This window comes from Streptomyces sp. NPDC031365, from assembly GCF_055569765.1.
Genome location: NZ_JBVIIM010000004.1, coordinates 270,307 through 294,496, shown reverse-complemented (window position 1 = coordinate 294,496; position 24,190 = coordinate 270,307). Strand labels below are relative to the sequence as shown.

Annotated in this window: 21 protein-coding genes and 1 tRNA gene; 12 read left to right on the top strand and 10 right to left on the bottom strand. The window is 70.6% G+C overall.

The features are described 5' to 3' along the window. Positions 1-239: 239 nt before the first annotated feature. Both ACZ5C2_RS09265 and ACZ5C2_RS09260 read left to right on the top strand, forming a co-directional pair. Positions 240-1,199, top strand: a complete 960-nt coding sequence (locus tag ACZ5C2_RS09265; protein WP_468788255.1) for a ScbA/BarX family gamma-butyrolactone biosynthesis protein — start codon at positions 240-242, stop codon at positions 1,197-1,199. Continuing rightward, complete coding sequence (locus ACZ5C2_RS09260) at positions 1,196-2,122, top strand: NAD-dependent epimerase/dehydratase family protein (RefSeq protein WP_468788253.1); 927 nt, start codon at positions 1,196-1,198, stop codon at positions 2,120-2,122. The genes ACZ5C2_RS09265 and ACZ5C2_RS09260 overlap by 4 nt, the downstream gene beginning before the upstream one ends. A 24-nt stretch (positions 2,123-2,146) precedes the next feature. On the opposite strand, the gene ACZ5C2_RS09255 is transcribed toward ACZ5C2_RS09260, so the two are convergent. Further along, a complete protein-coding gene (locus tag ACZ5C2_RS09255) occupies positions 2,147-2,779 on the bottom strand; it encodes a response regulator (RefSeq protein ID WP_468788552.1) in 633 nt (210 codons plus the stop codon). Between the two features lie 23 nt (positions 2,780-2,802). Next, positions 2,803-4,086, bottom strand: coding sequence for a sensor histidine kinase (locus ACZ5C2_RS09250; RefSeq protein WP_468788251.1), 1,284 nt, complete (start codon positions 4,084-4,086; stop codon positions 2,803-2,805). 178 nt (positions 4,087-4,264) lie between these two features. Here ACZ5C2_RS09250 and ACZ5C2_RS09245 point away from each other — a divergent pair, with 178 nt between their 5' ends. Continuing rightward, positions 4,265-5,011, top strand: a complete 747-nt coding sequence (locus ACZ5C2_RS09245; protein WP_468788249.1) for an ABC transporter ATP-binding protein — start codon at positions 4,265-4,267, stop codon at positions 5,009-5,011. Further along, positions 5,005-7,461: an ABC transporter permease gene (locus ACZ5C2_RS09240; protein WP_468788247.1), complete on the top strand. Its 2,457-nt coding sequence runs from the start codon at positions 5,005-5,007 to the stop codon at positions 7,459-7,461. The genes ACZ5C2_RS09245 and ACZ5C2_RS09240 overlap by 7 nt, the downstream gene beginning before the upstream one ends. 679 nt (positions 7,462-8,140) lie before the next feature. Here ACZ5C2_RS09240 and ACZ5C2_RS09235 read toward each other — a convergent pair. Further along, positions 8,141-8,224 (bottom strand) — tRNA-Leu (locus ACZ5C2_RS09235). A 531-nt stretch (positions 8,225-8,755) separates the two neighbouring features. Here ACZ5C2_RS09235 and ACZ5C2_RS09230 point away from each other — a divergent pair. The 6 genes from ACZ5C2_RS09230 to pknB all read left to right on the top strand — a co-directional run bounded on the left by ACZ5C2_RS09230 (position 8,756) and on the right by pknB (position 16,967). Further along, positions 8,756-9,652, top strand: coding sequence for an FhaA domain-containing protein (locus ACZ5C2_RS09230; protein WP_468788245.1), 897 nt, complete (start codon positions 8,756-8,758; stop codon positions 9,650-9,652). Positions 9,653-9,662: 10 nt separating this feature from the next. Then, positions 9,663-10,172, top strand: a complete 510-nt coding sequence (locus ACZ5C2_RS09225) for an FHA domain-containing protein FhaB/FipA (protein ID WP_398368356.1) — start codon at positions 9,663-9,665, stop codon at positions 10,170-10,172. Between the two features lie 84 nt (positions 10,173-10,256). Next, positions 10,257-11,843 (top strand): Stp1/IreP family PP2C-type Ser/Thr phosphatase, encoded by a 1,587-nt coding sequence (locus tag ACZ5C2_RS09220; protein WP_468788242.1) that lies wholly within the window; start codon positions 10,257-10,259, stop codon positions 11,841-11,843. Between the two features lie 27 nt (positions 11,844-11,870). After that, entirely contained in the window at positions 11,871-13,319 is a 1,449-nt protein-coding gene (locus ACZ5C2_RS09215; RefSeq protein WP_468788240.1) for an FtsW/RodA/SpoVE family cell cycle protein, read from the top strand. Next, entirely contained in the window at positions 13,316-14,791 is a 1,476-nt protein-coding gene (locus ACZ5C2_RS09210) for a peptidoglycan D,D-transpeptidase FtsI family protein (RefSeq protein ID WP_468788238.1), read from the top strand. Before ACZ5C2_RS09215 ends, ACZ5C2_RS09210 begins: the two co-directional genes overlap by 4 nt. Positions 14,792-14,960: 169 nt before the next feature. Further along, entirely contained in the window at positions 14,961-16,967 is a 2,007-nt protein-coding gene (gene pknB / locus ACZ5C2_RS09205; protein ID WP_468788236.1) for a Stk1 family PASTA domain-containing Ser/Thr kinase, read from the top strand. A 111-nt stretch (positions 16,968-17,078) separates the two neighbouring features. Here the strand turns inward: pknB and ACZ5C2_RS09200 are convergent, their stop codons facing one another. The 5 genes from ACZ5C2_RS09200 to ACZ5C2_RS09180 form a co-directional block, all read right to left on the bottom strand. After that, positions 17,079-17,852 carry a class E sortase gene (locus ACZ5C2_RS09200; protein WP_468788234.1) on the bottom strand — a complete coding sequence of 258 codons (774 nt, stop codon included), beginning with the start codon at positions 17,850-17,852 and terminating at the stop codon, positions 17,079-17,081. 13 nt (positions 17,853-17,865) lie between these two features. Then, positions 17,866-19,020, bottom strand: a complete 1,155-nt coding sequence (locus tag ACZ5C2_RS09195; RefSeq protein WP_468788232.1) for a class E sortase — start codon at positions 19,018-19,020, stop codon at positions 17,866-17,868. Continuing rightward, the gene (locus ACZ5C2_RS09190) at positions 19,017-19,655 is read right to left on the bottom strand and encodes an aminodeoxychorismate/anthranilate synthase component II (RefSeq protein ID WP_468788230.1); all 639 of its coding nucleotides are present in this window, start codon (positions 19,653-19,655) and stop codon (positions 19,017-19,019) included. The genes ACZ5C2_RS09195 and ACZ5C2_RS09190 overlap by 4 nt, the downstream gene beginning before the upstream one ends. After that, complete coding sequence (locus ACZ5C2_RS09185) at positions 19,652-19,813, bottom strand: hypothetical protein (protein ID WP_181007601.1); 162 nt, start codon at positions 19,811-19,813, stop codon at positions 19,652-19,654. The genes ACZ5C2_RS09190 and ACZ5C2_RS09185 overlap by 4 nt, the downstream gene beginning before the upstream one ends. Before the next feature lie 214 nt (positions 19,814-20,027). Continuing rightward, complete coding sequence (locus ACZ5C2_RS09180) at positions 20,028-20,807, bottom strand: DUF881 domain-containing protein (RefSeq protein WP_468788228.1); 780 nt, start codon at positions 20,805-20,807, stop codon at positions 20,028-20,030. A 141-nt stretch (positions 20,808-20,948) separates the two neighbouring features. On the opposite strand from ACZ5C2_RS09180, the gene crgA reads away from it, so the two are divergent. Further along, complete coding sequence (gene crgA / locus ACZ5C2_RS09175) at positions 20,949-21,203, top strand: cell division protein CrgA (protein ID WP_468788226.1); 255 nt, start codon at positions 20,949-20,951, stop codon at positions 21,201-21,203. Positions 21,204-21,484: 281 nt separating this feature from the next. On the opposite strand, the gene ACZ5C2_RS09170 is transcribed toward crgA, so the two are convergent. After that, complete coding sequence (locus tag ACZ5C2_RS09170) at positions 21,485-22,372, bottom strand: rhomboid family intramembrane serine protease (protein ID WP_468788224.1); 888 nt, start codon at positions 22,370-22,372, stop codon at positions 21,485-21,487. A gap of 104 nt (positions 22,373-22,476) precedes the next feature. Beyond that, the gene (locus tag ACZ5C2_RS09165) at positions 22,477-23,004 is read right to left on the bottom strand and encodes a peptidylprolyl isomerase (RefSeq protein WP_468788222.1); all 528 of its coding nucleotides are present in this window, start codon (positions 23,002-23,004) and stop codon (positions 22,477-22,479) included. 337 nt (positions 23,005-23,341) lie between these two features. Here ACZ5C2_RS09165 and ACZ5C2_RS09160 point away from each other — a divergent pair, with 337 nt between their 5' ends. Continuing rightward, complete coding sequence (locus tag ACZ5C2_RS09160) at positions 23,342-24,040, top strand: DUF5324 family protein (protein WP_468788220.1); 699 nt, start codon at positions 23,342-23,344, stop codon at positions 24,038-24,040. Positions 24,041-24,190: the final 150 nt, after the last annotated feature.

Here is a 24,190-nt window from a genome sequence, read left to right as displayed (position 1 = left end):
TGCCTCCTGATCTGCGTGGATCCTGGTGGATCTCGTGGGTCGCACCGTGCAGTCACCGTGCCGCCGGGGTAAAGCCGCGCCGCGGCCTGCCGCGCTGCGGGGCGCGTGAGCGCCAATCCGGCGATGTGGATCACCCTTGGAAAAAACCGTCTCGTCCGTATCTTAGGGTGAACCGACCGGAGCCAGATTGCCGATCCCGGGGGTTCCTCATGCCGCAGCCGGATTACTTGAGCGCACCCTTGGAGGATGAGACCGGACAGCGGGCCTCACTCGCCAACGCGCCGGGGCGGCCCGTCCCCGGCACCCTGGTCACACCGGAACTCGCCCACCGTCCCCGCGCGGCCGACGTCTTCCCAGTGGGATGGATCCGGCTCTCGGACGAACACTTCCGCGTCACCGCCGACTGGCCCGCCGGACACCCCTTCTTCGGCCCTCTCGACGGCCGCCACCAGGATCCGATGATCGTCGGCGAAACGTTGCGCCAGACCTCGATGGTCCTGGCGCACGCCGAGTTCGGCGCCCCGGCCGACACCCACTTCGTCATGCACGACCTGGAGATCTCCACCGACCCCGCCGCGTTACTGCTCGCCGACGCCGCCGAACCGGTCACCGTCGACGTCGTCTGCTCCGAGGTCCGCCGGCGGGGCCGCGGCCTGAACGGTATGCGCACGACCATGGAGTTCCACCGCGCGGGCCTGCTCGTCGCCCGCGGCACCGGCAGCACGGGATGCACCTCACCGGCCGCCTACCGCCGCCTGCGAGCGCGCCAGTTGGCCGCGAGACACGGACGAATACCGCTGCCGGCCCCGGTTCCGCCCGAACAGGTGGGCCGTCACCGCTCGGAGGACGTCGTCCTCGCCCCCGCCGACCGGCCCGGCACCTGGCTCCTGCGCGTCGACACCTCACACCCGGTGCTCTTCCCCCGGCCCAACGACCACGTCCCCGGGATGGTCCTGTTCGAGGCCGCCCGCCAGGCGGCGACCGCGGCATCGGGCCGACTGCCCTTCCTGCCGTCCGAACTGTCCGTCTCCTTCAGCCGCTACGCCGAACTGGGCAGCCCTTGCTGGGTGCACGCCGACGTACTGAAGAAGAGTGAGGACGAGGTGACCGTACGGGTGTCGGGACGGCAGGACGACGAGCCCGTCTTCGCCGCCACTCTCACCTGCGCGCCCACCGCCCCGGTACGGTCGCTGACGTGACCGCCACCCTCCTGGTCACCGGTGCGACGGGCTTCATCGGCAGCCGGGTCGCCGCAGCGGCCCGCAGACACCCCGACATCCACGTCCGGCCGCTGTCCCGCCGTACGCCGGGAGGGCCGAAGGACACCAAGACCGTACCCGGCGACCTCGCCGACCCCCGCACGCTGCACGGCAGTTGTGCCGGCATCGACGTGCTCGTCCACTGTGCCTCCCGCGTGGGCGGCGCCCCGGAAGCCGTCGCGACGGTCAACGACCTGGGCACCGAAGCCCTGGTGGACGAGGCCCTACGGGCCGGGGTGCGCCGGATCGTGTATGTGAGCACGGCCGCCGTCCACGGCCGGGGCCCCTTCCACGGCGTGCGGCCCGGCGAGGCCCCGGTCGCACCCGTCTCCGCCACCAGCCGCACCCGCGCGGCGGCCGAACGGCATGTCCTCGACGCGGGCGGCCTGGTGCTGCGCCCCCACCTGGTGCACGGCGAGGGCGACCGCTGGGTGGTCCCCGGGCTGGTGGGCCTGCTGCGGGAACTGTCCGCGACGATCACCGGCTGTTCGGCCCTCCAGTCGATGATCGACGTCGAAACCCTGGGCCGCGCGGTCGTCGCCGCAGCCCTGTCCCCGCACCACGGACCCGGCGCCCACTACGTCAACCACCCGGACCCGGTGCCCGCCTCCGAGCTGCTCACAGCCGTGTGCGAGCAGGTGGAGCGGCCCGACGACGGCGCCCGCGTGGACATGGCCACGGCCCGCGCGCGGGCCGCCGGATCCCCCCGCGCGCTGCACCACCTCGACATGCTCACCGTGGACCACTGGTTCACGGACGACGGCTTCTGGAAAGACCTGGACTGCTCACCGGGTGACGGCTTCGCGACCGCCTTCGCACGGTCCGCGCCCTGGTACCGGACACACATGACGGCCGGCCCCTGAAAACCGTTCCGTCGGTTTGTCCTATCAGGCCCTGAGGTAGGCCAGTACCGCCAGCACCCGTCGGTGCGTCCCGTCCGCGGGCGGCAGGTCCAGCTTGGCGAAGATGCTGCCGACGTGCTTGCCGACAGCCGCCTCCGACACCACCAGCTCACGCGCGACCGCGCTGTTGGACCTGCCCTCCGCGATCAGCGCCAGCACCTCGCGCTCCCGCGGGGACAGCCGTTGCAGCGGGTCTCGGCGGCGGCGCAGCAACTGCCGTACGACCTCGGGGTCCACCACCGTGGCACCGGCCGCGACGTCACCCAGCGCGGTCACGAAATCCTCGACCTGACCGACCCGGTCCTTCAGCAGATAGCCCACACCCGTGCCGTCACCCGAGTCCAGCAGATCGGCGGCGTACCGGCGCTGGACGTACTGGCTGAGGACGAGGACGGGCAGCGTGGGCCGCTCGGCGCGCAGCCGAACGGCCGCGTGCAGGCCCTCGTCCTGGAAGCCCGGCGGCATCCGGACGTCCGTCACCACGATGTCCGGGTCGTGCTCCCCGACGGCGGCGATCAGCGCCTCGGCGTCACCGACCGCGGCGACCACCTCGTGCCCGCACCTCTGGAGCAGACCGGTCAGGCCCTCCCGCAGCAGCACACTGTCCTCGGCCAGCACGACCCGCAGCGCCCGGCCGTCTGTCAGGGCGAGCAGGGGACGCAAGGGATCTCCACACGCAGCAGGGTCGGTCCACCCGGCGGACTGGACACAGCGAGTCTGCCATCGAGCACCGACACCCGGTCGGCCAGTCCGGTCAGCCCGCTGCCCGTCCCGGCCCGTGCGCCGCCCCGCCCGTCGTCATGGATCTCCAGCAGCAACCGTCCGTCGCGGTGCTCGCCCTCCACCCGCCCGCGGCTCGCACCGCTGTGCCGGGCGATGTTGGCGAGCGCCTCGCACACCACGAAGTAGGCGGCGGCCTCCACGGACGCGGGCAGCCGGCCGCTGAGGCTCAGCTCCACGTCCACGGGCACGGCGGACCGGTCCGCGGCGTCGCCGACCGCGGCCGCCAGGCCGTAGTCGGCGAGGACCTGGGGATGAATGCCGTGGATCAGTTCCCGCAGTTCCTGAAGGACCCGGCCGGACTCCTCGTGCGCCTTGGCGAGCTGGTCGGCGAGCGGGCCGGGCGGTACGTCCAGGCGGGCCAGCCCGAGCGTCATCGTCAGGGCGACCAGACGCTGCTGGGCCCCGTCGTGCAGATCGCGTTCGATGCGCCGTCGTTCCGCCTCGAACGCGTCCACCAAACGCACCCGGGAACGGGTCAGCTCGCTCACCCGGGCGTCGAGTTCGACCTCGCGCGGGAAGAGGAGCAGCCGGGTCAGTCCCGCGCGGGCACCGGCCGCGATGGCCAGCAGGTAGGCGCCCAGAGCGAGCAGGAGGATGCCGAGCAGGGCGACACCGGCCGCCGCCGGCCAGCTGGTGACCGTCCACAGCTTGAGGACCTTCGCCTCCTGGCCCTCCCCGGCCGTGGCCATCAGCAGCGGGGTGGCGGCCACCGCGGCCGGCAGGAGCAGGCCGGCCGTGAACGCGAGGACGTCGACGGGCCACAGCAGGCACGCGAACAGCAGGGCGTGGCCGAGCTCCCGCCACGTGGCCCGCTCCCGCAGCCGGGTGGTGAGCCAAGCCCTCAGGCCGGGGGCGGAGGGCGGCACGTGCGGGTCCGGTGCCGGCTCGCCGTCGACCAGTCGCAGCCGCCACCGCTCCAGGTGGGCCACCGGCAGACCCCCGAGCGCGGTGCCGAGCAGCAGCGGCAGCCCCACCAGGACGATGGCGAGCACACTGCCGGCCGCCACCGACACCACGAGGCCCACGAGCACGAGGGCCCCGGCCACCGCACCGGTGAGCAGATATCCGGCCGAGCGCCACGGCCACACCGACAGCACGTAGCCGGGGCGGGTCATGGCCTGCCAGGGATTGCGGGGCTGCATGCGGATCACCGTAGAAGCCGGCGCCGCGCGGAGGCCATGGGCCCTGACGGAGGTCTCGGGGTATGCCTGGCCCTACCCCTCTTCTCACCCCAGCCGCACTGCGCGGGCCGGCTCCCGGACGGTTTCGTTTCCCTCGTCGGTGAGCCCGCGACGGCCGGGACGAACAGGGGAGTGGGACATGGACCACGGGGACGGCGACGCGATCACCCTGCGTCGCGTGAGCCGGAGGTACGGGGCGGGCGGCAGCGCGGTGAGCGCGCTGGAGAAGGTCTCACTCGCCTTCCCGCGCGGGAGCTTCACCGCCGTGATGGGCCCCTCCGGCTCCGGCAAGTCGACGTTGCTGCAGTGCGCCGCGGGACTGGACCGGCCGACCTCGGGCTCGGTCACCCTGGGCGGCACCGAGCTGACCGGGCTCGGCGAACGACGGCTGACACTGCTGCGCCGCGAGCGGATCGGGTTCGTCTTCCAGGCGTTCAACCTGCTGCCGGCGCTGACCGCCGAGCAGAACGTCGCCCTTCCGCTGCGGCTGGCCGGCCGGCGCGTTCCCCGGACCCGGATCCGCGCGGCGCTCGATCAGGTCGGTCTCGGTGACCGCGCCCGGCACCGGCCCGCCCAGCTGTCCGGCGGTCAGCAGCAGCGCGTCGCGCTGGCCAGGGCGCTGATCACCCGCCCCGAGGTGCTGTTCGCCGACGAGCCGACCGGGGCGCTGGACTCCCGGACGGGGCACGAGGTGCTCGCGCTGTTGCGGGAGATGGCCGACCGTGAGGGGCAGACAGTCGTCATGGTGACCCACGACCCGGTGGCCGCCTCCCGCGCGGACCGTGTGGTCTTCCTGGTCGACGGCCGCGTCCACGGTGAACTGGCCGGAGCGGGGGCCGACGCCATCGCCGCGCGGATGACCGGGCTGGAGGCCGTCGCGTGCTGAGCCTCGCCCTGCGCACTGTGCGTGCGCGCCTGCTCACCTTCGCGGGCAGTTTCACCGCCCTGTCGCTCGGCGTGGCCCTGCTCACCGTCATGGGACTCGCCCTCGCCTCCTCGCTGGACGCCCCCGCGCGGGGGCCGGAACGGTTCGCCGCCGCCCCCGTGGTGGTCAAGGGCGCCGACACGGTGCGCGTCCCGACACCGAACGGCGACCGGACCGGGAAGCTGGCGCACTCCCGCGCGGTGCCGGACGCGACCGTGGCGAAGCTGCGCCGCCTCGGCACCGTCGTCGTGGACCGCTCCTACCCCGTCCGCACGAAGGGCGGACCCGATGACCTGACCGGCCACCCCTGGTCCACCGCCGCGTTCGCCCCGTACGAGATCGATTCCGGCCGCGCCCCCCGCACGGACGACGAGGTCGTGGTCAGTGGTGACTGGGCGCGGCCGGGAGAGCGGGTCCGCACGGATCACGGCACCGTACGGGTAGTGGGCACCGTGGCCGGTCGCGGCTTCGAGCACGCCCTCTTCCACACCGACGCGCGCGCCGCCGAGCTGTCCCCCGCCGTCCTCCAGCTCGTGGTGGACGCCGACCCGGCGGCCGTACGGGGTGCGGTGCGCGGCGCGGAGGGCGTCCGGGTCCTCACCGGTGACGACCGTCGCCTCGCCGACGCCGGTCCCGAGCGCGACAGGGAGGCGCTGACCGCGATGAACGCCCTGTTCGGCACGGCCGGCGGCGTCTCCGCCTTCGTCTCGGTGTTCGTGGTGGCATCCACCTTCGCCTTCGCGGTCGACCGGCGCCGCCGGGAGTTCGGGCTGCTGCGCGTCGTGGGGGCCACCCCGGGGCAGCTGCGGCGGACGGTGTTCCTGGAGGCCCTGGTGGTCGGCGTACTCGCCTCGGCCGCCGGCTGCGCGCTCGGCGGGCGTGCGGCACCCCGGCTGGCCGCGTGGGTGGCCGAGGGGGGACTGGCACCCGGCTGGTTCACGATCGGCGACGCGACCTGGCCGTACCACGTGGCGTTCTGGACCGGACTTCTCGTCGCCCTGTGCGGGGTGGTCGCGGCCTCCTGGCGGGCGGGGCGCACGGGCCCCGTCCAGGCGCTGCGCGAGGCGTCCGCCGACACCGGAGCCATGACGCCGGGGCGGTGGCTGTGCGGCGGGGTTCTGCTGCTGGCGGCCGCGGTGACGCTCGTCGTCGCGCTCTTCTGCGACCCCGGCGACCTGCTGCACCGCAAGACCTACGTCACCCGGCCCATGCTGCTGATCACCGCCGCCGCACTGCTCGCACCGCTGGTGGTGCGCCCGCTGGCCCGACTGCTGACCGCGCTGCCCGCCCGGCTCCCGGGGGCGGGCGGACTCCTGGTGCGCGAGCACACGGTCGCCGGGGTGCGCCGTACGGCCGCGGTCGCGGCGCCCGTCCTGGCCACGGTGGCCCTCGCGGGTTCGCTGCTCGGCGCCACAGCGACCCTGGACCGGGCCAGGGCCGCCGAGACCCGGGAGCGGACCACCGCGGCGTTCGTCGTCACGGCCGCCGGGGACGGCGCGTTCGACGCCCGGACGCTGGACCGGCTCCGCGCGGTGCCCGGCGCGCGCATCTCGGCCAGTGCGCCCAGCGCGGTGTACGTCCTGGAGGAGGGCGTGGCACTGATCGGATCCGGGGCGCGTGCCGTCGACCCCGGCGCTCTGGCGGCCACCGCGCGTTTGCCGCTCACCGCGGGGAAGGTCACCGACCTCGATGACGGATCCGTCATCGTCAACGAGGAGTGGGAGCGGCACACGGTCGGGCAGCGCGTCCGCGTGTGGCTGGGGGACGGCACGGAGCGAACCCTGCGGATCGCCGCGGTGATGGCCACCGGCACCGGCGACAACGGCGTCTACGTCACGCCCGCCAACGCGCGGGGCGCGCGCGTGGACCGGGTCGACGTCGCCGTCGTGGCCGGTGCGGACGCGCGCGTGGTGGCCGCCGGTCTGGAGCAGGCAGTGGGGACCGCGGGCGGCACCGTCCTGACCGCGGAGCGGTGGCTCTCCGCCACATATCCCGGAACCACACGCACCACCCGCTACGGCCTCCTCCTCGTCCTCGGCATCGCCCTGCTCTACACGAGCATCTCCCTGGTCAACACCGTGGTCATGGCGACCTCCGACCAAGGGCGCGATCTCGCGGCGCTGCGGCTGGCCGGCGCCACGCGGTGGCAGGTGCTGCGGCTGGTGGGCGGCGAGGCCCTGACGGCGGTCGCGATCGGCACGGTCCTCGGCGTGACCGTCACCGCGCTCAACCTGGCCGGGATGTGGGCAGCCCTGACCCTCCAGTCGGCTCCCGCCCCCCTCGCCCTGCCCTGGCCGGCCCTCGCCCGGGTCGCGACGGCCTGCGCCGCCCTCGCCACAGCCGCCGCCGTCGCCCGGGCCGCGCTCACCCTGCGCCGCCCGGCCCTGCGATCGGCCACCGCCCGCGAGTAGATTCCACCGGCCTGCTCTCGGCCACCGCCCGCGAGCAGGCCGGCCTCACCACCTGCCTCGCCCGGCCCGCTCTCAGCCACCGCCCACGAGTAGACCCCACCGCCCGGCCCGCTCTCAGCCACCACCCACGAGCAGGCCGGCCTCACCACCCGCCTCGCCCGGCCCGCTCTCAGCACCCCGCTCACCCTCCACCGCCCGGCAGCCCTGCGATCGGCCACCACCCGCGAGCAGGTCCCGCCACCCGGCTCACCCCCAAGCCGCTCCGGCCGTTCTCCCCAGTCCTCCACCGGCACACGGCCTCCAGCCGCCCTCCTGAGCCCTCAATCTCCGGGACGCCGCAGCGCCGGGGCGGGCGGCGTGAGGACCGCGCACGGACCCCGCCGGACTCGGCCCCGAACAGCACGGCCCCAACAGCACGCCACGGCCGACGGACCGGTCCCTGCTCCGCCAGTCCACGCCGGCCCGACCGCCGCACACCACCGCGAGCCAGTCCCCCACAGCCTTCTCCGTGCCTCCGCGCGACCCTCCGCACGGCCTCCCCGCGCCCTGCCACAACCGGGCATAAAGGCACCCCGCGACCAAATGGATCATGAGATGTTCCTCACACGACACCCCGCCCCATGCTCGCCCGAGCATGCGAAACGGGCGGCATCCGATGGATGCCGCCCGTTCGACGGTGTGCGCGAGGGGGGAGTTGAACCCCCACGCCCTTGCGGGCACTGGAACCTGAATCCAGCGCGTCTGCCTATTCCGCCACCCGCGCATTGGGTGTGTCTTCGAGCCCTTGCCCATGGGGCCTTGCGCCTTCCGACACCCAGAACATTAGCACGCTGGCCGGGGTGGATTCACATCCCTTTCTCCCGCCCCGGCCCGACCGGCCACGACCGCCCGCGACCGCCGACGACCACCCTCGACCGCCTCCCGCGACCGCCTCTGTCGGCCCCTCCCCGGCGCGCGCCGCGCAACAACGGCGACTGCTTCACGTATCAACCTCGTACCGGTCGTACCCGTCTCCCCAGAAGCCGGGCGGAGTCCACAGTCGGGTGCGGGACACTGGTTTGCGGCCCCCTCTACGATCCATGGCAGAACGACGCGCACGAGCACGGCCGAAGGAGTTCGAAGAGGAGCCCCGCAGGGAACTCCGTCATGCGTCGACACCCGTCGACCGGGCGGGCAGGGGGAACCAGCCGATCGAGCGGCGCGTGGATACGATCAGTAAGCAGTACCAGGTAAGCGGTGCACAAAACGGTGCACGGGGCAGTACACAGGACGGCAGCGACGGAGGAGGTGCCCCATGGGAGTCCTGAAGAAGTTCGAGCAGCGTCTCGAAGGTCTGGTCAACGGCACCTTCGCCAAGGTGTTCAAGTCCGAGGTGCAGCCCGTGGAGATCGCGGGAGCGCTCCAGCGGGAGTGCGACAACAACGCCACCATCTGGAACCGCGACCGCACCGTCGTGCCCAATGACTTCATCGTCGAACTGAGCACCCCGGACTTCGAGCGCCTCAGCCCGTACTCCGGCCAGCTCGGCGACGAGCTCGCCGGTATGGTGCGCGACTACGCCAAGCAGCAGCGCTACACCTTCATGGGTCCCATCAAGGTGCACCTGGAGAAGGCGGAGGACCTCGACACCGGCCTGTACCGGGTCCGCAGCCGCACGCTCGCCTCCTCGGCCAGCCAGGCCGGGGGGCCCTCAGCCGCGGGCCCCGGCGGCGCCCCGCCGCCCGGCCGTCCCGGTGGCTACGGCGCCCCGCCGGCCGGCCGTCCCGGTGGCTACGGCTATCCGCCGGCCGCCCCCGCGGGTGTCCCGCCCATGCCGGCCGCGCCGCCCCCCGGCGGCCGACCCGGCGGTTACGGCTACCCGCAGCCGACGGGCGGCCAGCGGCCCCCCGCCGCACCCGCGTCCGGCGGACGCACCCGCTACTGGATCGAGATCAACGGCGCCCGCCACCAGATCTCCCGCGCCACCCTGGTGATGGGCCGCAGCACCGAAGCGGACGTGCGGATCGACGACCCCGGCGTCTCCCGTAGGCACTGCGAGATCCGGACCGGAACGCCCTCGGTGATCCAGGATCTCGGATCCACCAACGGCATCGTGGTGGACGGACAGCACACCACCCGCGCTACGCTCCGCGACGGCTCGCGAATCGTCGTGGGCAGCACCACCGTTATCTATAGGCAAGCCGAAGGGTGAAGCGGGGGCAATGTCAGAGCTGACCCTCACGGTCATGCGGCTGGGGTTCCTGGCCGTATTGTGGCTGTTCGTGATCGTGGCCGTGCAGGTCATCCGGAGTGACCTGTTCGGGACCCGCGTCACCCAGCGCGGATCCCGACGGGACGCCGGCCGGGCGCAGCAAGCCGCCCGCCAGGCGCCACCGCCGCAGCGCCAGCAGTCCGGCGGCGGCCGCCGCGGCCGAAACACCCCCACCAAGCTGGTCGTGTCCGAGGGCACCCTCACCGGCACCACCGTCGCCCTCCAGGGCCAGACCATCACCCTGGGCCGGGCGCACGACAGCACGATCGTGCTGGACGACGACTACGCCTCCAGCCGCCATGCCAGGATCTACCCGGACCGCGACGGCCAGTGGATCGTCGAGGACCTCGGTTCCACCAACGGCACCTACCTGGACCGGACGCGGCTGACGACCCCCACGCCGATTTCGCTGGGCGCACCGATCCGCATCGGCAAGACCGTCATCGAGCTGCGGAAGTAGTACGACAATGAGCGAGCGGAGCGAGCACGCAGTGGGGGTCCCCACCCAGGGGCCCGGCGCGCTCCCGACCGGAGGGTGGGCAGTGTGGCTCGACACGACCGGCTGTACCCGGAGCCGACAGGCGAGGTGCGCATGAGTCTGTCCCTGCGCTTCGCCGCCGGATCGCACAAGGGGATGATCCGGGAGGGCAACGAGGACTCCGGTTACGCCGGCCCCCGCCTGCTCGCCATCGCCGACGGCATGGGCGGTGCCGCCGCCGGTGAGGTCGCCTCCTCCGAGGCGATCTCCACCATCGTCGCGCTCGACGACGACGTCCCCGGCTCCGACCTGCTGACCTCCCTCGGCACGGCCGTCCAGCGCGCCAACGACCAGCTGCGCATGATGGTCGAGGAGGATCCCCAGCTCGAAGGCATGGGCACCACCCTGACCGCCCTGCTGTGGACCGGTCAGCGCCTCGGCATGGTGCACGTCGGCGACTCCCGTGCCTACCTCCTGCGCGACGGTGTCCTCACCCAGATCACCCAGGACCACACCTGGGTGCAGCGTCTGGTCGACGAGGGCCGGATCACCGAGGAGGAGGCCACCACCCACCCTCAGCGGTCCCTGCTCATGCGGGCCCTCGGCAGCGGCGAACACGTCGAACCCGACCTGTCCATCCGCGAGGTCCGGGCCGGCGACCGGTACCTGATCTGTTCCGACGGTCTGTCCGGCGTGGTCTCCCACCAGACCCTCGAGGAGGCCCTGGCGAGCTACCAGGGACCCGAGGAGACCGTCCAGAACCTGATCGAACTGGCCCTGCGCGGCGGCGGTCCCGACAACATCACCGTGATCGTCGCGGACGTCCTGGACCTCGACACCGGTGACACCCTCGCCGGGCAGCTGTCCGACACCCCGGTCGTGGTCGGCGCCGTCGCCGAGAACCAGAACCAACTCCACGACAACGGCATCATGCAGACGCCCGCCGGCCGCGCCTCCGGCCTCGGCCGCCGGAGAGGGCACGGCGGCGGCGAGTTCGGCCCGCCCGGCAGCGGCGACGTCACCGGATTCATCCCCACCGACGGCTTCGACTACGGCGACGACGACTTCGTCAAACCCGCCAAGAACCGCCGGTGGCTCAAAAGGTCCGTGTACAGCCTGCTCGCCCTCGCCGTCCTCGGCGGCGCCATGTACGGCGGCTGGCGCTGGACACAGACGCAGTACTACGTCGGCACCAAGGGCGAGCACGTGGCTCTCTACCGGGGCATCAGCCAGGACCTGGCGTGGATCTCGCTCTCGAAGGTCGAGAAGGACCACCCCGAGATCGAACTCAAGTACCTGCCGCCCTACCAGCGGAAGCTGGTCGAGGCGACCATCGCCGAAGGCGACCTGTACGGCGCACGGGAGAAGATCGAGGAACTGTCGGTGCAGGCCTCCGCGTGCCAGAAGCAGGCCGAGCGGCGCGCCGCCGAGAGCGAGAAGAACGCGAAGACCGGTGAGGGCGAGGCCGGAGGCACGACGGGAACCACACCCGTCTCCTTCACGTCCAAGGCCTCGCCGTCGCCGACCCCCTCGGGCTCGGCGAAGGCCCCGGAGCAGACCACGCCCCCGTCCACGACCGCACCCACTTCCAGCCCCGGCCCCAGCCTCTCGGAGGAGGAGCAGAAGGTCGTCTCGCTGTGCGGTAAGCAGTAGGCAAGCCGTGAGAGGCCCTGTCACACGATGAGCAGCACAACGAACCCGTCGACGCAGCACACGTCCACGATCGGCGCGATCGGCGCACCCAGCCGACGCAACACCGAGCTCGCACTGCTGGTGTTCGCCGTCGTCATCCCGGTCTTCGCCTACGCCAACGTGGGGCTCGCACTCAACGGCGAGGTACCCTCCGGGCTGCTCAGCTACGGCCTGGGCCTCGGCCTGATGGCGGGCGTCGGCCATCTCGCCGTACGGAAGTTCGCCCCGTACGCCGATCCGCTGCTGCTGCCGCTGGCGACGCTGCTGAACGGCATCGGCCTGGTCGCCATCTGGCGCCTGGACCACTCGGAGCGGCTGCAGGCGAGCAGGACGTTCGTCGAGGCGGCACCACGTCAGCTGATGTACTCCGCGCTCGGCGTCGCCCTGTTCGTGGCCGTGCTGTTCTTCCTCAAGGACCACCGCGTCCTGCAGCGCTACACCTACATCTCCATGGCCGGGGCGTTGGTCCTGCTGCTCCTGCCACTGGTTCCGGGCCTCGGGCACAACGTCTTCGGCGCCAAGATCTGGATCAAGATCCCCGGTCTCGGCACCCTCCAGCCGGGCGAGTTCGCCAAGATCGTCCTCGCGGTCTTCTTCGCGGGCTACCTCATGGTCAAACGCGACGCGTTGGCCCTCGCCAGCCGCCGCTTCATGGGGCTCTACCTGCCCCGCGGACGCGACCTCGGCCCGATCATCGTCGTCTGGATCATCTCCATCCTGATCCTCGTCTTCGAGACCGACCTCGGCACCTCGCTGCTGTTCTTCGGCATGTTCGTGATCATGCTGTACGTCGCCACCGAGCGGACCAGCTGGATCGTGTTCGGCCTGCTGATGTCCGCGGTCGGCGCCGTCAGCGTGGCAAGCTTCGAGCCCCACATCCAGACGCGCGTCCAGGCCTGGCTCGACCCGATGCGCGAGTACGAGCTCAGCCGCGCCGGGGTCAGCGACGGCATCGTCCACTCCGAGCAGGCCATGCAGGCCCTGTGGGCCTTCGGCTCCGGCGGCACCCTCGGCACCGGCTGGGGCCAGGGCAACTCCGACCTCATCGGCTTCGCCTCCAACTCCGACTTCATCCTCGCCACCTTCGGCGAGGAGCTCGGCCTGGCCGGCGTCATGGCGCTGATCCTGCTCTACGCGCTGATCGTGGAGCGTGGCGTACGGACCGCCCTCGCCGCGCGCGACCCGTTCGGCAAGCTGCTCGCCATCGGCCTGTCCGGCGCCTTCGCGCTCCAGGTCTTCGTCGTCGCCGGCGGCGTCATGGGCCTGATCCCGCTGACCGGTATGACGATGCCCTTCCTGGCGTACGGAGGCTCCTCCGTCATCGCCAACTGGGCGCTGATCGGCATCCTGCTCAGAATCAGCGACACCGCCCGCCGCCCGGCGCCCGCCCCCGCCGCCAACCCCGACGCCGAGATGACCCAGGTGGTCCGCCCGTGAACAAGCCCCTGCGCCGGGTCGCGATCTTCTGCGGCCTGCTCATCCTCGCCCTGCTCGTCCGGAACAACTGGATCCAGTACGCCGAGGCCGACAAGCTGAGGAACGACGAGAACAACCGCCGCGTGGCGATCGAGCGGTACGCCTCACCGCGCGGCGACATCATCGTCGACGGCGAGCCCATCACCGGGCACAAGGCCACCAAGGGCGACTTCGCGTACAAGCGCACCTACAAGGACGGCGCCATGTGGGCGCCCGTCACCGGCTTCGTCTCCCAGGCCTTCGGCGCCAACCAGCTGGAGTCCATCGAGGACGGCATCCTCACCGGCAACGACGACCGTCTCTTCTTCCGCAACACGCTCGACATGCTGACGGGCAAGAAGAAGGAGGGCGGCAACGTCGTCACCACCCTCAACGGCGCCGCGCAGAAGGCCGCCTACGAGGGTCTGGAGAAGCAGGGCGGCAAGGGTTCCGTCGTCGCCATCGAGCCGTCCACCGGCAAGATCCTTGCCCTGGCCTCCTTCCCGTCGTACGACCCGTCCACGATCGCCGGCAACAGCCTCGACACGGACACCAAGGCCTGGCAGAAGCTGCAGAAGAAGAACAACCCGGACGACCCGATGCTCAACCGGGCACTGCGCGAGGTCTACCCGCCCGGCTCGACCTTCAAGGTCGTCACCGCGGCCGCCGCGCTGGAGCACGAACTGGTCGACGACGCGGACCAGAAGACCGACACCCCGCTGCCGTGGGTCATGACGGGCACCAGGACCGAACTGAAGAACGACGGCAACCTCCCCTGCAAGGACGCCACCCTGCGCGAGGCGCTGCGGGTGTCCTGCAACACCGTCTTCGGCAAGGTCGGCGCCGACCTCGGCAACGACAAGATGCTGGAGACGGCCAAGAAGTTCGGGTTCACCGAGGAGCAGTTCACCCCGGTACGCGCCAGCGCCTCCGTGTTCTCCGACAACATGGAGCCCTCGCAGACCGCGCTCTCCTCCATCGGCCAGTTCAACACCGCCGCCACCCCCCTGCAGATGGCCATGGTCACCGCGGCCATCGCCAACAACGGCACCCTGATGAAGCCGTACATGGTCGACGAACTCCAGGCCCCCAGCCTGGACACCATCGAGAAGACGGACCCGGAGAAGCTGAGCGAGCCGATGTCGGCGAAGAACGCCCAGATCCTCCAGTCGATGATGGAGACGGTCGTCAACGACGGCACCGGCAGGAACGCGCAGATCCCCGGCGTCACGGTCGGCGGCAAGACGGGCACGGCCCAGCACGGTGAGAACAACAGCAAGAACCCCTATGCGTGGTTCATCTCCTACGCCAAGAGCAGTGACGGCAGCTCGCCCGTCGCCGTGGCGGTGGTCATCGAGGACGAGGACGCCGTGCGCGGCGACATCTCCGGCGGTGGCCTCGCGGCCCCGATCGCCAAGAGCGTGATGGAGGCGGTCGTCAAAGGCAAGCAGTGACCCCGGTCACGTCCGCTTCACATCGGTGCACGTTGCGGTACCGGTCCTGTATCGGCTGACGCACTTGGCCAGGTCACACAAATCGAGCCGGGTACGGTAGGCCCGGAACGCAGCCTCCGACCGCAGATACCTGCCGGTCGGGACCGACGGAGAGGGCTGGTAGGTAGCTATGGAAGAGCCGCGTCGCCTCGGCGGCCGGTACGAACTGGGCCATGTGCTCGGCCGTGGTGGCATGGCGGAGGTCTACCTCGCGCATGACACCCGCCTCGGCCGCACCGTGGCGGTGAAGACGCTGCGCGCGGACCTCGCGCGCGACCCGTCCTTCCAGGCCCGGTTCCGCCGGGAGGCCCAGTCGGCCGCCTCGCTCAACCATCCCGCGATCGTCGCGGTCTACGACACGGGCGAGGATTACATCGACGGGGTCTCCATCCCGTACATCGTCATGGAGTACGTCGACGGCTCCACACTCCGTGAGCTCCTGCACAGCGGCCGCAAGCTGCTGCCGGAGCGGACGCTGGAGATGACCATCGGCATCCTCCAGGCGCTGGAGTACTCCCACCGGGCCGGCATCGTCCACCGCGACATCAAGCCCGCCAACGTCATGCTGACGCGCAACGGCCAGGTCAAGGTCATGGACTTCGGCATCGCCCGCGCGATGGGCGACTCCGGCATGACGATGACACAGACCGCCGCCGTCATCGGCACCGCGCAGTACCTCTCGCCGGAGCAGGCCAAGGGTGAGCAGGTCGACGCACGTTCCGACCTGTACTCCACCGGCTGTCTGCTGTACGAGCTGCTGACCGTCCGCCCGCCCTTCGTGGGCGACTCCCCGGTCGCGGTCGCCTACCAGCACGTACGGGAGGAACCGCAGCCGCCGAGTGTCTTCGACCCCGAGATCACGCCCGAGATGGACGCGATCGTACTGAAGGCGCTGGTCAAGGACCCCGACTACCGGTACCAGTCGGCCGACGAGATGCGCGCCGACATCGAGGCCTGCCTCGACGGTCAGCCCGTCGCGGCGACCGCGGCACTGGGCGCGGTCGGCTACGGCGGCTACCCGGACGACCAGCCGACGACGGCCCTGCGCCAGGGCGCGGACCCCAGTGCGGCGACCTCGATGCTGCCGCCGATGAACCCGGACGACGGCGGCTACGGCTACGACGACCGTCAGAGCCGGCGCCGCCAGCCGAAGAAGAACAACACCTCGACGATATTGCTGGTCGTGGCGGGCGTCCTGGTCCTCATCGGCGCGATCCTGATCGGCCGCTGGGCCATCAGCGGCAGCGGCGGCGTGGGCAACGACACCGTCGCGGCCCCCAGCTTCGTCGGCGAGACGAAAGCGAGCGCCGAACAGCTCGCCGTCAACGCCGATCTGAAACTCAGCTTCGAAGAGAAGCCCTGCGAGAACCAGGGCAAGGGCAAGATCTGCTCGCAGGACCCGACGGCCGGCACGAAGGTCCAGAAGGACTCCACCGTCAACCTGGTGGTCTCCACCGGGGCGCCGAAGGTGGCGGTCCCGAGCGTCGTCGGCGACAAGGTCGAGGACGCCAAGGCCGAGCTCGAGGGCGACAAGTACGAGTTCGTCGTCGAGGTCAAGGAGAAGGTGGACGCCCAGGAACCGGGCACCGTCCTCGAGCAGGACCCGGGTCTCGGCGAAGAGGTGGAGAAGGGCACCACCATCACCCTCACCGTCGCCAAGGAAGAGGCCAAGTCCACGGTCCCGGACGTCATCGGCAAGACCTGTGACGAGGCCAAGGCACAGATGACGGACAACGACCTCGTGGGCAACTGCGTCGACGAGGAAACCGACGACCCGAACCAGGTCGGCAAGGTCATCCGCACCAGCCTGGGTGCGAACACCCAGGTCGACAAGAACTCCCAGGTGCAGATCTTCGTCGGCAAGGCCAAGCAGAAGGAGCAGGTCGCCGTCCCGAACGTGAACGGCCAGACCCTCAAGGACGCCCAGAGGATGCTCCAGGAGTCCGGACTCGCGGTCGGCAGCGTCGCCGGGTCGCAGGACCCCAACTCCCGTGTCTTCGGCTCCAACCCGCCGCAGGGCACCCAGGTGGAGAAGGGCTCCGCCGTCACCCTGTTCACCTCGAACCAGGGCGGCGACAACGGCGGCAACAACGGCGGCATCTTCGGCGGCCTCACCGGCGGCAACGAGGACGACTGAACCCGCGGGACACCGCACGGCACACGGCAGGAGCCCCGGCCCTCTTCCGAGAGGGCCGGGGCTCCTTTCCTTCGCGGACTGTCCCGCGTGGTGTCGGCGCCATGACCTGCGTCAGCGCAGTTCCCTCGGCGGAGTGCGGTTCTCGTCCACCTTCTCCGTGCGGACCAGTTCGCCCCAGACGATGTAGCGGTACTTGCTGGTGTACACCGGCGTGCAGGTGGTCAGCGTGATGTAGTGGCCGGCCTTCTGCTTGCCGGAGTCCTTCGGGATCTTCCCGAGGACGTCGACGTTGTACTTCGAGGTCTCGGGAAGGATCGCGTAGGTCTTGTAGACGTACCACTTGTCCTTCGTCTCGAAGACGATCGGGTCGCCCTTCCCGATCTTGTGGATGCCGTGGAACTTGGCGCCGTGGCCGTCCCGGTGGGCCGCGAGGGAGAAGTTGCCCTTCTTGCCGGATGTCGGCAGGGCCGCCTTCACGGGGTCGGTGTAGTAGCCGGCGACGCCGTCGTTGAGGACCTTCATCGAGGTGCCCTTCTCGACGAGGATCTCGTCACCGGTCATCGCGGGTACGTGAAGGAAGCCGATGCCGTTCCTGCTGTCGTAGGAGTCGGGCGCGCCACGGCTCCCGCCGTCGTCCGACCCCTGCGCCCAGGAGTCGCGGACCTTGTCCGCCTGCTCGTCCGCCGCTCGGTCCGCGACAACGTTCGTCCACCACAGCGAGTAGGCGACGAACAGGCCGAGCACCAGACCCGCGGTGATGAGGAGTTCCCCGAAGAAGCTGACGACCATCGCCACCGGCCCCATACGACGGCGGCGGTGCGCACGCGACGGTGAGGACGCGGACGGGTCGGTGTGCTGTTCGGTGTCGTCGGCGGTCGCTGCCACGTTTCCTCTGCCCTTAACTGACGAGCGCATCCGGCTTGCCCTTGCTGCGCGGCCGTTCCTCGACCATCTTGCCCCAGACGATCAAGCGGTACTTGCTGGTGAACTCCGGAGTGCACGTGGTCAGCGTGATGTAACGGCCCGGCCCGGTGAAGCCCGATCCCTTCGGGACCGGATCGAGGACGCTCACATTGCTCGGCGATGTCACCGGCAGCAAGGACGCCATCTTGTAGACGAAGTACTCGCCCTGTGTCTCGACGACGATCGGGTCGCCCGGCTCCAGCCGGTTGATGTACCGGAACGGCTCCCCGTGTGTGTTGCGATGCCCCGCGAGTCCGAAGTTGCCCGTCTTCGCGTCCGGCATCGCCGTTTTCAGCGCGCCTTCCGCGTAGTGGCCCACCATGCCCCGGTCGAGCACCTTCTTGCTGTTGATGCCCTCCGCGATCGGCACCACGACATCCAGCGTGGGGATGTGCAGCAGCGCGAAGCCCTGACCCGGCTCGAACGCCCCCGGCTTCCGCTCGCCGTTCGCCCAGTCCTCCTGGAGATCGCTGGCCTCCTGGCCGGCCTGCGCCTGCGCCCGCACGTTCGTCCACCAGAGCTGGTAGGTGACGAACAGCAGCATCAGCACACCGCAGGTGATGAACACCTCGCCGATGGCCCGGCTCGCCACGACGGCAGGGCTCGCCTTGCGTGCCCGCGCCTGCCGACGCGCCTCCATCCGGGACAGCGGTGCCCGGGACGCCCCCTCAGAAGCTCCTGACGGCCCCTCTCGACCTCCGGCGTCCCTGGAGGCCTCCGGGGCCTTGTGGGAGCCTCCACGGCGCCCGTGGCGCTTCCTGGCGGCCTTCCTGCGGGCCGCCCGGCCTCCCTCTGCCGACGCGGTGTCCTCACGCGCCGTACGCTCCGGCGGCTCAGGGATGCGCAGCGCCACGGTCTCCTCGTCGACCGGCGGCAGATACGCGGTGCTGTCGGACGCGCCGCCGGGGGAGCCGGGCGCCGCCGCACTGTCCGAGGCGCCCCCATGAGGGCCGGGAGCCGCGGTGCTGTCGTTCCAGCCGTCCCCGTACGTACCCGGCGCCCCGTACGGCTGCCCGCCGTACGAGGTGCCCTGGTCGCCGGCGCCGTAGGCATGGGCGCCGGACTCGCGCTCGGGGCGCAGTGCGGTCACTCCGTGGACCTGCCCACCACCGGGGCGAGCCCCGCCGATCTCGCCACCGCGCCCTCGTCCCCGCACTCCACCAGCCAGTTGGCCAGCATCCGGTGACCGTGCTCGGTCAGCACCGACTCGGGGTGGAACTGCACACCCTCGACGAGCAGTTCACGGTGCCTCAGCCCCATCACCGTGCCGTCCGGCGTCCGGGCCGTGACCTCCAGCTCCACCGGTACCGTGGCCGGCTCGGCGGCCAGCGAGTGGTAGCGGGTCGCCGTGAACGGGGACGGCAGCCCGGCGAAGACGCCCTTGCCCTCGTGCGTCACCGGTGACGTCTTGCCGTGCAGCAGCTCGGGCGCACGGTCCACCACCCCGCCGAACGCCACCTGCATCGACTGCATGCCGAGACACACCCCGAAGACCGGAACCCCGGTCGAGGCGCAGTGCCGCACCATGTCCACGCAGACGCCGGCCTCCTCGGGGGTGCCGGGACCCGGCGACAGCAGCACCCCGTCGAAGCCGTCCTGGGCGTGCTTCGTGGCCACCTCGTCGTTGCGCAGGACCTCGCACTCGGCGCCCAGCTGGTACAGGTACTGGACCAGGTTGAAGACGAAGCTGTCGTAGTTGTCGACGACGAGAATCCGCGCGCTCACTGGTTGTCCACCGTCACATCGTTGAAGGGCAGCAGCGGCTCGGCCCACGGAAAGACGTACTGGAAGAGGACGTAGACCACGGCGGTGACCAGCACCAGTGAGATGAGTGCCCGCACCAGTCCATTGCCCGGCAGATGCCGCCAGATCCAGCTGTACATGCCGTCCCTTCCCTCGTACCACGGCACCAGACCCACGCCGTACGCCACCAGACTAACGGCGCGACCCCTCCGATTTCCCGGCCTCCAGAGGCTGCGTGAAGTCCGTACGGGCCCGGCCGCGCATACCCACCTGTACGCGGCGCGGAGCCGATCGCCTCGATGTCCGGGCATGTTCCACGTGAAACATCGGGCACCGGCCGTCCGCGGACGGCCGCTACTCCACGGGCTTCGCGTAGTGCAGGTCGACCGTGCCCGCGTAGCCGGGCAGCGTCACCGTGCCCTCGTCCTCGACCTGCCAGCCGAGTCCGTAGACCTTGACGTACACCATGTAGTTCTGGATCGCCGACGAGGCGGAGAGCGCCTTCTTCAGCTTCTCCGGGTCCCCGACCGCCGTGATCTTGTACGGGGGTGAGTAGACGCGTCCCTGGAGGATCAGGGTGTTGCCCACACACCGCACCGCGCTGGTGGAGATCAGCCGCTGGTCCATGACCTTGATGCCCTCGGCGCCGCCCTGCCACATCGCGTTCACCACGGCCTGGAGGTCCTGCTGGTGGATGACCAGGTAGTCGGGCTGGGGCTCGGGGTAGCCGGGGAGCTTGGCGGTGGCGTCCGGCGGGGCGTCGTTCAGGGTGACGGTGATCGCCTCGCCCTTGAGCTTCTGCGTGCCGGCACGCTTCTCGAGATCGGCGAGCCTGTCGTCCTCCGCCTCGGTGCTGCCGTCGTCCCGCTCGGCGAGGGACTCGATGTCCTCGCGCAACGCGCCGTTGGACTCTTCGAGCTCGCCGTTCTTGTGACTGCGCTCGTGGATCAGGTCGGACAGCTTCAGCAGCGAGGCGTCGGTGCGGATGTTGGTGCCCTTGGCCGTGTCGAAGCTGGTGAAGAAGATGAGTCCCGCCAGCGCGAAGACACCCGCGGTGAGGATCCGCACCGGCCGGACACGGCGTCGGCGGACAGGACTGGATTCCGGTCCGGGGAAGTCGGCAGAATTGCTCAACGTACCCTTATCTCCTTCGGCGCCGCGGAAGCACTACGCTAACGGACGCCCGGGGGAGCGCTCAGAGTCCCCTAGTACGCTGCTCCGAGCCCCACCCAGTTCCCTGCGCGGCCACGCAGCGCATCGACAGGAGAGACCCTCGTGCCGAAGTCACGGATCCGCAAGAAGGCCGACTACACGCCTCCTCCGGCGAAGCAGACGACCGCCCTCAAGCTGACCAACCGCGCCTGGGTCGCACCGGTGATGCTGGCCCTGTTCCTCATCGGCCTGGCCTGGATCGTCGTCTTCTACGTCACCGACGGCTCGCTGCCCATCGATACCCTGGGCAACTGGAACATCGTGGTGGGCTTCGGGTTCATCGCCGCCGGATTCGGCGTCTCGACGCAGTGGAAGTAGCAGCGCCCGCCCTACGGGAGCGCTGCTCTGCCCAGAGCCGTCCATCAGCTCTGGGCAGGGGTATCCACTGAGTTATCCACAGGCCTTTTCCACATGTGGACAGGGAACCCGATCTGTGGATAACTCTTCGAAGGTTGACGCCGGTGTGACAGAAATACCGGGCAGCCGAAAGTTTGTTCGTCACCCTCTGACCTGCGTAAACGCAAGGTGATCATCCAGACCACCGGCCACATCGCACCCTGTGCACAAGATCCGCGACAATCTGTGGACAACCACATTGCTCAGGTAAGCTGCGCCGTCCTCAGCAGGGTCATCCCGAGGACCACGGCCAGCACGAGCGCACATGTGCCGTACTGCACCAGCGCCCGCCGTTCCCGCGGGGCGTGGACCATCGCGTACCCGATCACGACACCGGCCACGAACCCGCCCAGGTGAGCCTGCCAGGCGATGTTGCCCCAGCCGAAGGTGATGATCACGTTGATCACCAGCAGGGCGACAACCGGACGCATGTCCTGGTTGAGCCGGCGCATCAGTACGGCGATCGCGCCGAACAGACCGAAGATCGCGCCGGACGCACCGAGCGAGGCACTGCTGCCCGAGGCCAGTAGATAGGTCAGCGCGCTGCCCGCCAGGCCAGAGATCAGATAGAGCGCGAGGTAGCGGGCGCGGCCGAGGGCCTCCTCCAGCGGTCCGCCGAGCCACCACAGACCCAGCATGTTGAACCCGATGTGCCAGATCTCCTCGTGCGTGAACATCGAGGTGACCAGGCGGTACCACTCACCCTGGGCCACACCCTCCCTGGGCAGGAACGGCTCCGGCGGCCAGGTACCGACCAGCACGAGGGGATCCAGCAGAGACGGCCGGATCTGCACAGCGATGAACACCGCGAAGTTGATCGCGAGGAGAATCTTGGTCAGCAGCCGGGGGTCGGCGGTGATGGTGCCGCCCGCGATCGTGCGGGGCATGGAGGCCGAGGGCGCGTGTCCCGTACCCGACCCCCCACGGACGCACTCCGGACACTGGAAACCGACCGAGGCGTTGACCATGCACTCGGGGCAGATCGGCCGCTCGCACCGGGTGCAGCGGATGCCGGTCTCGCGGTCGGGGTGGCGATAGCAGACAGGGACGCGCTGGGCGTCCTGCGCGCTGCCGGCAGCCTGGTCGTCCATGGGATCCCCTAGGTCGTGTGGAAAAGCCCCGCCCCGCCCATCCTTACGGATGGGCGGGGCGATTGGTTCCCTTCGAGGGCTCTCGCACTCCGGGGACGAGGTGCTCAGCCCTCGCGGAACTCGACCGACTCGATTACCACGTCGTTCAGCGGGCGGTCGGTGCGCGGGTTGGTCTGCGTGGCCGCGATGGTGTCGATGACCTTCTGGCTCGCGGCGTCGGCGACCTCACCGAAAATGGTGTGCTTGCGGTTCAGCCACGCCGTCGGGGAGACGGTGATGAAGAACTGCGAGCCGTTCGTGCCCGGCCCCGCGTTGGCCATCGCCAGCAGGTAGGGCTTGTCGAAGCGCAGGTCGGGGTGGAACTCGTCCTCGAACTGGTAGCCGGGACCACCGGTACCGTTGCCCAGCGGGTCACCGCCCTGGATCATGAAGCCACTGATCACCCGGTGGAAGACCGTGCCGTCGTAGAGCCGGTCCGTGGTCTTCTTACCGGTCTGGGGGTGGGTCCACTCCCGCTCGCCCTTGGCGAGCTCGACGAAGTTCTTGACCGTAATCGGCGCGTGGTTCGGGAAAAGCCGGACCTCGATGTCGCCGTGATTGGTCTTCAGGGTGGCGTGGAGCTGCTCAGCCACGATGTGCCTTCCGTTGTCTTTCCGTGACGCCCTGATCCTCGCACGGACGGGGCGCCCAGTCGCCCGACCTCGATGCACACGCGGGCAACCGGGCCGTTCTGCTTGTGGAAAACAGGCCTTGTGCCCCCGCGGCGGGGGCACAAGGCGACGATCCGTGACATTGTCGACGACAAGCTCCCATTGCCCGATTCATCTGCTATCGCACGTGGTATCGCAATCGATCGACTTCACCGGCACCCGTATGCCTGTCCGCGCATGCCTCAGAGCGACCCGGCAGGCATGATCCGTAAAAGGGTGGAAAGTCGAAATACCGTACGCCACCGAGGAGGAGGAACCCGTGACCCGCATCGACAGCGTGCGCGCCGCGACCGGTTCGGCGAAGGACAGCGTGCTGCACGCCGCGGAAGCGGTGGCGCCCTACGCCGACACGGCCAAGGTCAGGGCCGCGCACTACACACAGGAGGCCCGCGTACGGCTGGCGCCCAAGGTGACGCAGGCCGCCGGACAAGCCCGTGTCCAGTACGGCGCCCATGTGCAGCCGTATCTGGAGCAGGCCCGGACGCATGTACCACCGAAGGTCGACCAGGCCGCCCACCAGGCCGCCGTCCGTACGCGCATGGCCGCTCGGCAGGCGGCGGACTACTCCCGGCCGGTGATCGAACAGGCGGTGGCCGCCGCTGGGCCCGCGAGGGAGGAGGCCGCGGCCCGCAGTGCCGCCGCGCTGGCCGCCCTGCGGGGTCAGGTGTCGGTCCAGCAGATCCAGAAGATCATCCGCAAGCAGCAGCGGCGGGCGCGGGCCGGCCGTGCCGCGAGGATGGCGCTGATCGTGAGCGCCGTCGCGGGTGGCGCCTTCGCCGCCTGGAAGTGGTGGGACAAGCAGGCCAACCCGGACTGGCTGGTGGAGCCTCCGGCCGCGACGGATGTGTCGGGCTCGACGAAGCTGGCGTCGGTGGACGGCAGCGACCAGAGCGCGCTCGACCCTGAGGTCGAAGCCAAGGAGGCCGCGGAGGAGGCCGCCAGGCGCGACGAGCCCTGACAGGCAACGCAACCAGCGGCGGGGGGGGGGGGGGGGGGGGGGGGGGGGGGGGGGGGGGGGGGGGGGGGGGGGGGGGGGGGGGGGGGGGGGGGGGGGAGGGGGGGCGGGGGGGGGGGGGGAGGGGGAAGGGGGGGGCCGCAAAGAAGGTGG